We start from the raw sequence: 14,099 nt of genomic DNA, 5'->3' as shown, positions 1-14,099 counted from the left end.
CGCCAGGTGGCGCCCCGTTTGCATTGGTGTCACGACCCCTTCAGTCGTCGCCGTTCGGCGGCAATTCCGGGAACAGCACCTCGGTAAAGCCGAAACGCGTGAAGTCACGCACGCGCATCGGGTACAGGATGCCTTGCAGGTGGTCGCATTCATGCTGCACCACACGCGCGTGAAAATCCTCGGCGACACGTTCGATGCGGCCGCCCATCAGGTCATAGCCGCTGTACTTCAGCCGCGTGTGGCGCGGCACCACGCCACGCAGCCCTGGTACCGACAGGCAGCCTTCCCAGCCGTCTTCGATCTCATCGGACAGGTCCTCGAGCACCGGGTTGATCAGTACCGTCTTGGGCACCTTGGGCGCGTCGGGATAGCGTGGATTGCGGTCGAAGCCGAAGATCACCACCTGCAGGTCCACGCCGATCTGCGGCGCCGCCAGGCCCGCGCCGTTGGCATGGTCCATGGTGTCGAACATATCTTCGACGAGCGTGCGCAACTCGGGCGTATTGAAGCGCTCCACCGGCCGTGCCAGCTGCAGCAGGCGCGGGTCGCCCATCTTGAGAATCTCGCGGATCATTGCTGTTTCCCCGGTTGGCCTGCACCGACACTGTCCAGCAGCGCCAGCATGCCGGCTTCATCGAGCACTGGCACGCCCAGCGCCTCGGCCTTGTCGAGCTTGCTGCCGGCTTCCGCGCCGGCCACCACGTAGTCAGTCTTCTTCGACACCGACCCGGCCACCTTGGCACCGGCGGCTTCGAGCATTTCCTTGGCGGCCTCGCGCGACAGCGTCGGCAAGGTGCCGGTCAGCACGAAGGTCTTGCCGGCCAGCGGCGCCGGCGCCCTGGCGGCGGGCTCGCTTTCCGGCCAGTGTACGCCAGCCGCGCGCAACTGCTCGATGACCTCCACGTTGTGCGGCTCGCCGAAGAAGTTGACGATCGACTGCGCCACCACCGGGCCCACATCGTTGACTTCGAGCAGCGCGGCCTCGTCCGCCGCCATGAGCGCGTCCAGCTTGCCGAAATGGCGCGCCAGGTCCTTGGCCGTGGCCTCGCCGACATGCCGGATGCCCAGCGCAAAGATAAACCGGTTGAACGTGGTGCTGCGCGATGCCTCGATGGCCGCCACCAGGTTGCCGGCCGACTTGTCGGCCATGCGGTCCAGCGCGGCCAGCTTGGCCACGCCGAGCTTGTAGAGATCGGCCGGCGTGTGGACGATGCCCTGGTCCACCACCTGCTCCACCACCTTGTCGCCCAGTCCCTCGATGTCCATGGCCCGGCGCTGCGCGAAATGCAGCAGCGCCTGCTTGCGCTGCGCGGCGCAGATCAGGCCGCCGGTGCAGCGCGCGATGGCCTCGTCCTCCAGGCGCTCGATATGCGAACCGCAAACCGGGCAGTTGGCCGGCATCACGAAGGCTCGCGCACCTTCCGGACGCCGCTCCGGCACCACCGCCACGACCTCGGGAATCACGTCGCCGGCACGGCGCACGATCACGGTATCGCCGATATGCACGTCCTTGCGGCGCACCTCGTCCTCGTTGTGCAGCGTGGCATTGGTCACCGTCACGCCGCCAACGAACACCGGCTGCAGGCGCGCTACCGGCGTAATCGCACCAGTGCGGCCGACCTGCACTTCGATGTCCTCGACGATGGTGGTCATCTCCTGCGCCGGGAACTTGTGCGCCAGCGCGAAGCGCGGCGCGCGCGACACGAAGCCGAGCTGGTCCTGCTCGGCCAGCGCGTTGACCTTGTAGACCACGCCATCGATGTCGTACGGAAGCTGGTCGCGCTGTTCGCCCACCTTACGGTAGAAATCGAGCAGGCCCTGCGCGCCCTTCACCACCGCGCGCTCCTGGCAGACCGGAAGCCCCATGGTGGCAAAGCCGTCCAGCATGGCGCTGTGCGTGGCGGGACGCTCCAGGCCCTGCAGCTCGCCAAGGCCATAGGCGAAGAACGACAGCGGACGCTTCGCGGTAATGCGCGGGTCGAGCTGGCGCAGGCTGCCGGCAGCGGCATTGCGCGGGTTGACGAAAGTCTTCTCGCCGGCCTCGGCCTGGCGCGCATTAAGTTTGTCGAAATCGCGCCGGTACATAAAGACTTCGCCGCGCACTTCGAGCACCGGCGGCGCCACGCCACGCAGCTTGAGCGGAATTGCCTTGATGGTGCGCACATTCACCGTCACGTCTTCGCCGGTCTCGCCGTCTCCGCGCGTCGCCGCCTGCACCAGCCGGCCGTCCTCATAGCGCAGCGACATCGCCAGGCCGTCGAACTTCAGCTCGCACGAGTACTCGACGGCTTCCGCGGCACTGAACAGATCCTGTACGCCGGCCGCGGCGCTACGCCCGAGCCCTTGCGCGCAGCGGCGGTCAAAGCCGATCACGTCCTCGTCCGAAAAGCCGTTATTGAGCGACAGCATCGGCACGCGGTGGCGCACCGTATCGAACGCCGACAACGGTGCGCCGCCCACGCGCTGCGTCGGCGAATCGGGCGTCAGCAGTTCCGGATGCTCGGTTTCCAGTGCCTGCAGCTCGGAAAAGAGCGCATCGTATTCGGCATCAGGAATCGTCGGCGCATCCAGCACGTAGTACTGGTAGTTGTGGCGATCCAGTTCCTCGCGCAGCCATTGCACGCGTTCGGCTGCGGCTGTGGGCGGCAAGCCGCCAGCCGGTGCGGAGGCATCAGCCTGCGCACCGCGATGGGTTGCGTTCATGACAGGCTCCGGCTAGACGCTGAACAATCGTACCGCTACCGGCGAACCGGCGGGCATGCCGCGCGCCTCCAGCTTCTGGTAGAGGGCCTCGAGCTGGTTGAAGATCGCGACGAACGATGCCTCGGTCAGCGGCCGCATATTGTCGTCGACCAGTTGCGCGCCCATGCGCTGGGCGAGCGAGTAGCCGTATTCGCAAACGGTCTTGAACGGCTTGCCCCCCTGGTCGGCCTGCGGCACGTCGAGCAGCAGCGTGATCTGGCCACCGCCCTTGACGGTCAGGTCGTCGCGCAGGAAGTTCGTGTCGCCGAACTGCAGCGCGAACAGCGGGCGCTGCACGCCCTCGGCGTTGGCCAGGTAACGGATGAAGCGCGTACCGTCGCGCGACAGCACCAGGCCGTCCTGCGTCGCCACGTTCTGCACATAGGCAGCCGACCACGGCGCGCCGTCCGAGATCACATTGACGCCGAGCTGCACGTCGCAGCTTGCGGCGAAACTATCCAGCTCGCGCGCGTTCGCGACGGTCTCGCCCATGTCCGGCAGGTCGGCCGAGGCGTCCAGCGACTCGGCCAGCGCTTCCACCGCGTTCACGAATTCGGAGAACTCCAGCGCATTGAGCGGGCCGCTGCGGCTGGCAAGCTGCACGGCCACCTGCAGGTCCTCGTACTGGTGGCCGGCGGTCACCGGCTCCCAGGCATTGGCTTCCACGCGCAGGCCCTCGATATGGATCTGCTTGGTGCCGGCGCGGCGCAGCCGCCCCGTGAGAGGCAGGATGCGGTCGCCCGAGGCCTTGCGCTCCAGGTGCAGCGGCACGATGCAGTCGATCAGCGGATCGATCGTGGCCGGCTGCGGCTGGCCGTCGGGTACCACCGGCTCAGCCACCTTGGCCGGCGGCACCACCTCGGCTTGCGCGTGGCGACCGGCTTCTGCTTCCGCTTCTGCTTCCATCTCGGGCTCGGCCACGGCGGATGCGGACGGTGCCGCCGCCAGCGCCACCTCATCTGCCACGGCCTCGTCGGCGTCCGCCGAACTGGCCGCGACGGAAGCGGCCACCGCCGCCACTTCATGCTGTGCCGGGCGCGTGGCCGGCGTCAGGGTCGGCTCGCGCCGCTCGACGTGCTCCGGCGGCGGTGCCTCGTGCAGCTTGGCGGCCACCTCCGGCTTGGTGGCCTCGCCAACCACAGGCTCGCGCATCGGCGGCAGATCATCCTCGGGGCGCAGCTCGCGCGGGCGGCGCGCCTTGCGGATCTGCCACTGGTTGTAGCCGAACAGCAGGCCCAGGAAAACAAGACCGGCGACGATCAGCGCGGTCTGAAGGTCCATGTTGACACTCATGCTGCCTCCGCCATCGACACGGCCGCATCCATGTCCACCGCCACGATGCGCGACACGCCCTGCTCCTGCATGGTCACGCCGATCAGCTGGTGCGCCATTTCCATGGCGATCTTGTTGTGCGAAATGAAGACGAACTGCGTCTTGTCCGACATGCGGGCCACCATATTGGCGTAGCGCTCCGTATTGGCGTCATCGAGCGGGGCGTCCACCTCGTCCAGCAGGCAGAACGGGGCCGGATTGAGCTGGAACATGGCAAACACCAGCGCAATCGCGGTCAGCGCCTTTTCGCCGCCCGACAACAAATGAATGGTTGAGTTCTTCTTGCCCGGCGGCTGCGCCATCACCTGCACGCCGGCGTCGAGGATTTCCTCGCCGGTCATGATCAGGCGCGCCTGGCCGCCACCGAACAGCGACGGGAACAGCTCGCCGAAATGGTGGTTGACCTGGTCGAACGTGCCTTGCAGCAGCGCGCGGGTTTCCTGGTCGATCTTGGCGATGGCGTCTTCCAGCGTGGTGATCGCATCGTTCAGGTCGGCCGACTGTGCGTCGAGGAAGGTCTTGCGTTCGCGCGCCGCCGCCAGTTCGTCGAGCGCGGCCATGTTGACCGGGCCCAGCGCATTGATGGCGTTGTTGATGCGCGTGACTTCGCCCTGCAGGTAAGACGGCTTGAGATCCCCTGTCAGCTTGTCGGCCAGCGCCGCCTCGTCGACCTGCGCGGCGCTCAGCTGCTCGCTGAACTGCTCCTGGTTCAGGCGCGCGGCCTGCTCCTTGAGCTGGCATTCGGTGATGCGGTCGCGCAGCGGCTGCAGGCTGCGTTCCGCGGACAGGCGCTGTTCGTCGTGCTGGCGCAGCTGCGCCGACAGCGCATCGAGCTCGATGCGTGCGGCACCGAGTTTCTCTTCCTTCTCGGCGCGCCGTTCCAGCGCATCCTGCAGGCCGGTGTGAGCGGTCTGCTCATTGATCGTCTCGAGTTCCGCGCGTGCGTTTTCGAGCGATTCGGCAATGCGTTCGGCCTGGTCGCTGGCGACCTGGATATTGCGGTGCAGCTCGTCGATGCGGCTGGCCAGGTTGCGCTCGGCAAAGACCGCCTCCTGCGCCGCGCGCTCGAGGTCGCGCAGCTGGTGGCGCGCCGACGACAGCTTGCTGTCCAGCGCTTCGAACGCCATCTGCTGGTCTTCATGCGTGGCCTGCATCTCGGCCAGCGCGGCATCGTGCTGCTCGAAGCTCGCTTCGGATTCGGCACGGATGGCGCGTTGCTCGTCGATCTGTGCGCCGATTTCGTCCAGTTCCTCGCGGATCTGGCCACTGCGTGCGGCGTAGCGCTCCATCGCCTGCGACAGCTTGAGCACGTCCATCTGCAGCGCATGGGCGCGGCGCGTCGCCTGCTCGCCGCGCGTGCGCGCCTCGGCCAGTGCCTGGCTCGCTTGCGTATAGGCGGCTTCGGCGCGCACGGCCTGGCTCTTGGCCTCGTCCGACAGCAGCGCCTGCGCACGCGCCTGCTTCTGCAGGTTCTCGATCTCCTGCTCGCGGGCCAGCATGCCCGCCTGCTCGGAATCGGCCGCGTAGATCTGGATGGCGTTGCGGCCGATCAGGTGCCCTTCGGCCACCACGAACGACGCCCCGTCGGGCAGCGTATTGCGCGCGCCCAGCGCCTGCGCCATGTCCGTGGCCGTATAGATATCGGCGAGCCAGTCCTGCATCACCGCGCGGATGCCTGGCTCGGTGATCTGCACCAGCGACATCAGCGGACGCAGGCCTGCGGGCGCTTCCATCGGCCGCGCCGCGGGCGGCGGCGAATAGAACGCCAGCTTGGCGGGTGGCGCGTCCGACAGGAAGGCCTTGACCCAGTCCAGGTTCGACACCTCGAGCGCGGCGAGCTTTTCGCGCAGCACCGATTCCAGCGCGTTTTCCCAGCCCGGCTCGATATGGACCTTCTTCCACAGCCGCGGCAGTTCGGACAGGCCGTGCTTGGCCAGCCACGGCTGCACCTTGCCGTCGGTCTGCACGTTTTCCTGCAGCTGCTTCAGCGCGGACAGCCGCGCTTCCAGCGCAGCGATCGCGGCGGCTTCGCTCTGCACGCGCTCCTGCGCGGCACGGCGCTCGCCGTCGAGGCGCGGCACGCTGTCCTCGGCATCGGCCAGGATGGCCTGCGCTTCCTCCAGGACCGCTTCCTGCTCGGCCAGTTCGGCGCGCGCCTGCTCCAGCCGCGTCTCGTCTGGCCGGTCCAGCCCCTTTTCCTCGGCGGACAGGCGTTCGCGGCGCTGTTCGAGCTGCTGCAGCATCTGGTCGGCGCTGCGCTGCTGCGCGGCTTCGAGCTTGAGCGCCTGCTCCGCCTGCATGATGCCGGAGCGTTGCTCGTTGAGCAGTTGCTGCGCATCGCGCCACTGCGCTTCGAGCGTGGGCAGCTCTTCATTCTTCTGGGCCACCGCTTCCTGCGCTTGCACGGTGCGCCCTTCGGACACGGCCAGGTTTTCCTCGGCCTGCGCGATTTCGTCGCTGGCCTGCTCCGACTTGGTCTGCCATTGCTCGCGCTGGGCCGTCAGCGCCGCGATCTGGGCCTGCACGCGGTTGCGCGACTCGACCACGTAGCGGATCTCGGCTTCCAGCTTGCTGACTTCGGCATTGGCCTCATACAGCGCGCCCTGCGCCGCGTGCATGCCGTCGGAGGCCGCATAGTGCGCGACACGCATGGTTTCGAGCTCGGCCTCGACGTGGCGCAGCTGCGCCGTCTGGGCTTCCAGGTCGATCTGGGCCTGTTCGATGGCACGCTGGTGGCGCTCCTGCTCGACCTGCGCCTCGCGCTTGCGCAGCAGCCACAGCAGTTGCTGCTTCTCTTCGCCGTCGGCCTGCAGCGTCTTGAAGCGCTGCGCGACCTCGGCCTGCCCTTCGAGCTTGTCGAGGTTGGCGCCGAGTTCGCGCAGGATATCTTCCACGCGGGTCAGGTTCTCGCGCGTGTCGGACAGGCGGTTCTCGGTCTCGCGGCGGCGTTCCTTGTACTTGGACACGCCGGCGGCCTCTTCCAGGAAGATCCGCATGTCATCGGGCTTGGCCTCGATGATGCGCGAGATCATGCCCTGCCCGATGATCGCGTAGGCGCGCGGCCCCAGGCCCGTGCCCAGGAAGATGTCCTGGATATCGCGGCGGCGTACCGGCTGGTTGTTGATGTAATAGGACGAGGTGCCGTCGCGCGTCAGCACGCGCTTGACCGCCACCTCGGCATACTGGCTCCACTGGCCGGCGGCACGGCCCTCGGCATTGTCGAAGACCAGTTCGACGCTGGCCCGGCCAGCCTGCTTGCGGGCCGTGGAACCGTTGAAGATGACGTCCTGCATGGATTCGCCACGCAGCTCGGACGCACGTGACTCGCCCAGCACCCAGCGGACTGCATCGATGATGTTGGATTTACCGCAGCCGTTGGGACCTACGATCCCGACCAGTTGGCCGGGCACCTGGAAATTGGTCGGATCGACGAATGATTTGAAGCCCGCCAGCTTGATCGAAGATAGTCGCACGGTTGTCGTGTGGTATCGGCGCTGATGGCAGCGCGCGCAGCATTAGAGCGTTCAGGAATGAGCGGCGCACGCGGACGGGCGGACGCGGCGCGCCGCCAGCGTCCCTTCTCGCCCCCCGTGCCCGGAGAATTGGCGGTAATCATACCATCGCAACCCGGCGTTCCGGCCACTCCGGCAGTGGGCTTCACGGCATTTTTCCGGAGCACTTTCCCTTTGCGGACAGTCATTTACGAGCGTCTCTGCAAGCACCTCTCGAGCGCCCGCCCAAAGGCCATATCGCAACAGTTATGTAACAACCGGGAAACTAACTAGGGTAAATGCTAGTCTCTCAGACATGCCAGCGTGACGCCGAATGCTCTCCGGACCACAGGTCGCAAGCGGCGTCCGGCGCTTTGCGGAGGATCCAGCATGACCCAGCCGTCAGCGGCAAGCCTGCCGTGGTCTGTCAGCGAGATTGATTACGGGGCAATCCAGTCCGAGCGCGTGCGCGGCAACCGCGACCTGTTCTACCTGCTGGTGTCGGCATCGTTTATCGAGAGCGGATCCGACACCTACGCCGGCAACCTTGCGACCTACTACGCCGCGGTGCCGGAAGCCGCCGGGTGGCTGTCCGACCACTGGGAAGCCGAGGAACTGCAGCATGGCCTGGCGCTGCGCCGCTATGTCGAGCATGTCTGGCCGGAATTCGACTGGGAACGCGGCTACGAACGCTTTTTCGAGGAATACAGCCAGACCTGCTCCATCGACCAGTTCGAGCCGACCGAGGCACTGGAAATGGCCGCCCGCTGTGTCGTCGAAACCGGCACGGCGGCCTACTACCGTGCGCTGGAACAGGCCAGCGACGAACCGGTGCTGCGCACCCTGACGCGCCGCATTGCCAACGACGAGGTCCGGCACTACAAGCACTTCTACCGCTTCTTCAACCGCTTTGCCGAGTCCGAGCGGCTTGGCCGCGCCAGGGTGCTCGGCGCCCTGGCGCGCCGGCTGCTCGAAATCAAGAACGAGGATGCAGCCATCGCGCTGCGCAATGTGCTACGCATGGAGCGCGGGCAAGAGGACATCCCGGAACACGAAGTCAGGGCGCTCAACTCGCGCGTCAGCGCGGTGGTCCGACGCCATCTGCCCGTGGAAATGACCGTGAAAATGCTGCTGCGGCCGCTGAACCTGCACGCCACGCTGGAACGCGCCGTACGCAGGCCGCTGGTGGCCGTCGTGTCGCGGGTCATGCTCCACTGACCCGCAGCCGTCCCGCTCAGGCCGCGGCTTCGGCGCCGGCCGCCACGGCCTCCGGTGTGCGGCGACTGCGATGCACCAGCCCCGAGAGCGCGCCGGCGGCAACGATGCAGAGGCCGCCCGCGGCCTCCTTCCAGCTCAGCGTCTCGGTTGCCAGCCACCAGGACGACACCGCGGCCACCACGATCTCGAACAGCATCAGCAGCGACACGCGATTGGCGGGCAAGCGCTGCAGCCCATACTGGACCACGGAATTGCTCACCACCAGCACCGCCGCCAGCCCGGCCACCAGGGCCGCCACGGCGGCGCCCGCGCCTGGCACGATCACCGCCGATGGCGCATCGAGCAGCAGCGCGCAAGGCACGCCGACCGCCGTACAGCCCAGGTAGACCACGACCGTGCGCAGCCGCGCATCCATATCGGGAAACCGCTGCCCGGCCCGCCGCGACAGCACGTTGTTCACGGCGAAGCCCATGCCGCCAACCAGCCCGGACCATTCCGCGGCACTCCCCGGCAGGGGCACGCCGACCTCGGGTGTCCACAGCATCAGGCCGGCGCCGGACAACGCGAGCGCAATCAGCGCCAGCCCGCCCGCCGACAGCCGTTCGCCCAGGAACACCCGCGCGAACAGCGCGGTCCAGACCGGGGTCAGGTAGAACAGCAGCAGCACGCGCATGACGTGCCCGTTCACGCTGCCCCAGACAAAGCCCGCGTTGGTCACGCCCGCGGCCAGGCCAATCGCCACGAACAGCCATGACGCGCGCATGCCGCGCAGTTGCTTGCGGAATGCCAGCAGCGACACGATGGCCGCAGCGCTGCTCACGAGCGCCGCGGCGCTCATGCCACCCAGCCCCCAGCCAGCCAGCACGCGGTATGGGAACCAGGCGATGCCCCAAACCGAGGCACCGATCAGGATCGAAAGCGAAGACTTGACCGAATGGCGGTCGGCGGCGCCATGCTGCGCCGCAATATTATTCTTGGTCATTTGAAAATCGTTACAGGTGGCCGGCCTGACAGGCAAAACCCGCGCATCCGCCGGCGGCATCACATGCCGGTGATGCCCGGCATCCACACACCGGATGCGCCGCGCGGGCCGCGCCATCGCGCGGGAAAGCGCGCCATGCCCTTATAATGCTGGGTTTCAACCGGCCCCATCCAGAACGTGAATCCGCGCCTCGACCTGCTCCAGCCCTACCCCTTCGAGAAACTGCGGGTGCTCTTCGCGCAAGTGAAACCGGCCGACAAGCCGGCGATCAGCTTCGGCATTGGCGAGCCCAAGCACCCCACGCCCGAGTTCATCAAGCAGGCGCTGGCCGGGTCGCTGGCGGGGCTGGCGAATTATCCCACAACGGCCGGTTCCGATGCACTACGACAGTGCATCGCCGCCTGGCTGGAACGCCGGTACGGGCTGCCCAAGGTCAACGCGGCAACCGAGGTGCTGCCGGTGACCGGCTCGCGCGAAGCGCTCTTCGCCTTCGCGCAGACCGTGGTCGACGGCACCCGCCCCGGCGCGCTGGTGCTGTGCCCGAACCCGTTCTACCAGATCTATGAAGGCGCCACGCTGCTCGCGGGCGCAACGCCGGTGTTCGCGAACAGCGACCCGGCCCGCAACTTCGCGCCGGCGTTCGACCGCATTGCCGACGAGGTCTGGCAGAAGGTGCAGCTGCTCTTCGTCTGCTCGCCCGGCAACCCGACCGGCGCGGTGCTGTCGCTCGACGACTGGAAGCAGCTGTTCGCGCTGTCGGACAAGTACGGCTTCGTGATCGCCTCGGACGAGTGCTACTCGGAGATCTACTTCGACGAGAGCCGCGCGCCGCTGGGTGCGCTCGAGGCCGCCCACAAGCTGGGCCGCGGCTTTGAACGGCTGGTGATGTTCTCAAGCCTGTCCAAGCGCTCGAACGTGCCGGGCCTGCGCTCTGGCTTCGTCGCCGGCGATGCCGCCCTGCTCAAGAAATTCCTGCTATACCGTACCTACCACGGCGGCGCGATGAATCCGGCCGTGCAGACCGCCAGCATTGCCGCCTGGAACGACGAGGCGCACGTGCGCGAGAACCGCGCCGCCTATGTGCGCAAGTTCAGCGAGGTGACACCGATGCTCGCCGAGGTACTCGACGTGGCGCTGCCCGACGCCGGCTTCTACCTGTGGGCCGATGTCTCGCGCACGGGCCTGACCGACGTCGAGTTCGCCGCGCGGCTGCTGGCCGCGCAGAACGTCACGGTGCTGCCAGGCAGCTACCTGGCACGCGAGGCCGGCGGCATCAACCCCGGTGCGAACCGCGTGCGCATGGCGCTGGTGGCCACGCCGGAGGAATGCCTGGAAGGCGCGCGCAGGATCGTGGAATTCTGCAAGTCGCTGGGCTGATCCGTCGGGATCCAACGCATACCGTGGCGCGGCCTGACCGCCGCGCCTTCTCCAAACAACCACTGAAGAAACCCAAATGACGCAAGCTCTGCAAGCCCTGATCGACCAGGCCTGGGAAGACCGCACCAGCCTGTCGCCCAAGTCCGCCCCCAACGATATCCGCGAGGCTGTCGCCAACGTCATCGGCCAGCTCGACGCCGGCACGCTGCGCGTGGCCGAGAAGCAAGGCAAGGACTGGATCGTCAACCAGTGGGTCAAGAAGGCCGTGCTGCTGTCGTTCCGCCTGGAAGACAACGCGCCGATGAGCGCCGGCGGCTTCGCCCAGTTCTACGACAAGGTCCCGACCAAGTTCGCCAACTGGAGCGCCGACGACTTCGCCAAGGCCGGCTTCCGCGTAGTGCCGCCCGCCGTGGCCCGCCGCGGTTCGTTCATCGCCAAGAACGCCGTGCTGATGCCGTCGTACGTCAACATCGGCGCCTATGTCGATGAAGGCACCATGGTCGACACCTGGGCCACCGTGGGTTCGTGCGCGCAGATCGGCAAGAACGTCCACCTGTCGGGCGGCGTAGGCATCGGCGGCGTGCTGGAGCCGCTGCAGGCCAACCCGGTCATCATCGAAGACAACTGCTTCATCGGCGCCCGTTCGGAAGTCGTGGAAGGCGTGATCGTCGAAGAGAACTCGGTCATCTCGATGGGCGTGTACCTGGGCCAGTCGACCAAGATCTACGACCGTGAAACCGGCGAGATCCACTATGGCCGCGTGCCGGCCGGTTCGGTCGTAGTGGCCGGCAACCTGCCGTCCAAGGATGGCAAGTACAGCCTGTACTGCGCCGTGATCGTCAAGAAGGTCGACGCGCAGACCCGCGCCAAGACCAGCCTGAACGACCTGCTGCGCGGCGACTGATCGCCCGCGGCCGGCCCGGCCCGGCATGCTCCGCCACGCGCGGGGCGGCCTGCCGGGCCATCCCTTGCATCACCCCGCCGCTCCGCCACACCGCCCGCGACGTGCCTTCCCTCCGCAAGCGACTCATGGCCCTGGATCCCACCACCGTCAGCACTGTCCTCTCCCTCCTGCCCACGATCCTCGAACAGGCCAACAAGACCATCGACAAGATCAAGAAAGGCCGGCGCAAGGACGACGCCACGGAAGGCGGCGCGCCGGAAACGCGCGACCCGGCCGCACGCATCGCGGAACTGGAAGCCGCCGCCGTGCAGCAGGCCGAGGCGGTCAAATTGCTCGCCGAGCAGCATGCCATCACCATCGACGCGCTGCGCAAGGAAGCGGCACGGCTGGACCGCCGCCTGCGCCTGATGACGACCGTGGCCATGGCTGGCGTGGCGCTTGGCCTCGGCGGCCTGGTGATCGCCCTGAACCTGCTTTTCCGCTGAATCGCTGAACCCCAGCACAAGACCCGACACGCCATGACCGTCCTGCTCTACGGCATCCCGAACTGCGACACCGTCAAGAAGGCCCGCAACTGGCTGGACGCCAACGGCGTTGCCTACACCTTCCACGATTTCAAGAAGCAAGGCGTCGATGAAGCCATGCTGCGCGGCTGGCTGAAGCACGTGCCGCTGGCGACCCTGCTCAACCGCAAGGGCACCACCTGGCGCGCGCTGTCGGACGCCGACAAGGCCCGCGCCGAGGAAGAGGCCGGCGCCATCGCGCTGATGCAGCAAAGCCCTTCGCTGATCAAGCGCCCGGTGCTCGCGCACCATGGCAGGGTCTCGGTGGGTTTCTCCGCCGACCAGTACGCCAGCCAGTTCTGAACCTCTCCGTCCTCCCATGACCGCCACCCTTGCCCTCACCGAAGACCTGATCCGCCGTCGCTCCGTCACGCCCGCGGACGAAGGCTGCCAGGCCGTGCTGGAAACCCGCCTGAAGGCGCTCGGCTTCGCCTGCGAAGCCATCGTCAGCGGCCCCGACGATTTCCGCGTGACCAACCTGTGGGCCGTCAAGCGCGGCACGCAAGGCAAGAACGGCAAGCTGCTGGCCTTTGCCGGCCATACCGACGTGGTCCCGACCGGCCCGCTCGAGCAGTGGAACTCCGACCCGTTCGAGCCGTCGCACCGTGACGGCCGCCTGTTCGGCCGCGGCGCGGCGGACATGAAGACCTCGATCGCCGGCTTTGTCGTGGCGGTCGAGGAATTCGTCAAGGCGCATCCCGACCATGCCGGTTCGATCGCCTTCCTGATCACCAGCGACGAGGAAGGCCCCGCGCATGACGGCACCATCAAGGTCGTCGAAGCCCTGAAGGCGCGCGGCGAGCGCCTGGACTACTGCGTGATCGGCGAGCCCACGTCGGTCGACACGCTTGGCGACATGGTCAAGAACGGCCGCCGCGGCTCGCTGTCGGGCAAGCTCGTGGTCAAGGGCGTGCAGTGCCATATCGCCTACCCGCACCTGGGCCGCAACCCGATCCACGAAGCCGCGCCCGCGCTGGCCGAACTGGCCGCCGAGGTATGGGACCAGGGCAACGAGTACTTCCCGCCCACGAGCTGGCAGATGTCGAACATCCACGGCGGCACCGGCGCGACCAACGTGATTCCGGGCCACGTCACGATCGACTTCAACTTCCGCTTCTCGACGGCGAGCACGCCCGAGGGCCTGAAGTCGCGCGTGCATGCGATCCTGGACCAGCACAAGCTCGAATACACGCTGGACTGGACGCTCGGCGGCGAACCGTTCCTGACGCCGCGCGGCGAGCTGTCCGACGCCCTGTCGGCCGCGATCGAGGCCGAGACCGGCGTGAAGACCGAACTGTCGACCACGGGCGGCACCTCCGACGGCCGCTTCATCGCCAAGATCTGCCCGCAGGTGATCGAGTTCGGCCCGCCCAACGCGACCATCCACAAGATCGACGAGAACGTCGAAGTCCGTTTCATCGAGCCGCTCAAGAACGTCTACCGTGGCGTGCTGGAACGGCTGATTGCCTGATCGCCTGCCGATCGCTTAT

General features: G+C 67.2%; 11 protein-coding genes. 6 read left to right on the top strand and 5 right to left on the bottom strand.

Annotation, left to right across the window (positions count from 1 at the left end):
* Positions 1–40: 40 nt before the first annotated feature.
* Genes def through smc form a run of 4 tightly spaced genes read right to left on the bottom strand, consistent with a single transcriptional unit; the run spans position 41 to position 7,547 of the window.
* The gene (def, locus tag CupriaWKF_RS07455) at positions 41–574 is read right to left on the bottom strand and encodes a peptide deformylase (RefSeq protein ID WP_276100337.1); all 534 of its coding nucleotides are present in this window, start codon (positions 572–574) and stop codon (positions 41–43) included.
* Positions 571–2,703, bottom strand: coding sequence for an NAD-dependent DNA ligase LigA (gene ligA / locus CupriaWKF_RS07450; protein ID WP_276100336.1), 2,133 nt, complete (start codon positions 2,701–2,703; stop codon positions 571–573). Before ligA ends, def begins: the two co-directional genes overlap by 4 nt.
* A gap of 12 nt (positions 2,704–2,715) precedes the next feature.
* A complete protein-coding gene (locus CupriaWKF_RS07445; protein ID WP_276100334.1) occupies positions 2,716–4,035 on the bottom strand; it encodes a cell division protein ZipA C-terminal FtsZ-binding domain-containing protein in 1,320 nt (439 codons plus the stop codon).
* A complete protein-coding gene (smc, locus tag CupriaWKF_RS07440) occupies positions 4,032–7,547 on the bottom strand; it encodes a chromosome segregation protein SMC (RefSeq protein ID WP_276100333.1) in 3,516 nt (1,171 codons plus the stop codon). The genes CupriaWKF_RS07445 and smc overlap by 4 nt, the downstream gene beginning before the upstream one ends.
* A 408-nt stretch (positions 7,548–7,955) precedes the next feature.
* Here smc and CupriaWKF_RS07435 point away from each other — a divergent pair, with 408 nt between their 5' ends.
* Entirely contained in the window at positions 7,956–8,783 is an 828-nt protein-coding gene (locus CupriaWKF_RS07435) for a ferritin-like domain-containing protein (protein WP_276100332.1), read from the top strand.
* Positions 8,784–8,799: 16 nt separating this feature from the next.
* Here CupriaWKF_RS07435 and CupriaWKF_RS07430 read toward each other — a convergent pair whose 3' ends face one another.
* Positions 8,800–9,765, bottom strand: a complete 966-nt coding sequence (locus tag CupriaWKF_RS07430; RefSeq protein ID WP_276100331.1) for a DMT family transporter — start codon at positions 9,763–9,765, stop codon at positions 8,800–8,802.
* 177 nt (positions 9,766–9,942) lie between these two features.
* Between CupriaWKF_RS07430 and dapC the strand changes: the two genes are divergently transcribed.
* The 5 genes from dapC to dapE all read left to right on the top strand — a co-directional run bounded on the left by dapC (position 9,943) and on the right by dapE (position 14,080).
* The gene (gene dapC / locus CupriaWKF_RS07425; RefSeq protein ID WP_276100330.1) at positions 9,943–11,142 is read left to right on the top strand and encodes a succinyldiaminopimelate transaminase; all 1,200 of its coding nucleotides are present in this window, start codon (positions 9,943–9,945) and stop codon (positions 11,140–11,142) included.
* Between the two features lie 76 nt (positions 11,143–11,218).
* Positions 11,219–12,046 carry a 2,3,4,5-tetrahydropyridine-2,6-dicarboxylate N-succinyltransferase gene (gene dapD, locus CupriaWKF_RS07420; RefSeq protein ID WP_276100329.1) on the top strand — a complete coding sequence of 276 codons (828 nt, stop codon included), beginning with the start codon at positions 11,219–11,221 and terminating at the stop codon, positions 12,044–12,046.
* Between the two features lie 125 nt (positions 12,047–12,171).
* Positions 12,172–12,531 carry a hypothetical protein gene (locus tag CupriaWKF_RS07415; RefSeq protein WP_276100328.1) on the top strand — a complete coding sequence of 120 codons (360 nt, stop codon included), beginning with the start codon at positions 12,172–12,174 and terminating at the stop codon, positions 12,529–12,531.
* 33 nt (positions 12,532–12,564) lie between these two features.
* A complete protein-coding gene (locus tag CupriaWKF_RS07410) occupies positions 12,565–12,912 on the top strand; it encodes an ArsC family reductase (protein WP_276100327.1) in 348 nt (115 codons plus the stop codon).
* A 16-nt stretch (positions 12,913–12,928) separates the two neighbouring features.
* Positions 12,929–14,080: a succinyl-diaminopimelate desuccinylase gene (gene dapE, locus CupriaWKF_RS07405; RefSeq protein ID WP_276100326.1), complete on the top strand. Its 1,152-nt coding sequence runs from the start codon at positions 12,929–12,931 to the stop codon at positions 14,078–14,080.
* Positions 14,081–14,099 lie beyond the last annotated feature (19 nt).

The organism is Cupriavidus sp. WKF15 (assembly GCF_029278605.1).
Lineage (GTDB): Bacteria > Pseudomonadota > Gammaproteobacteria > Burkholderiales > Burkholderiaceae > Cupriavidus.
The sequence above is the reverse complement of the archived record's forward strand: the minus strand, read 5'-3'. Positions and strand labels throughout refer to the sequence as shown.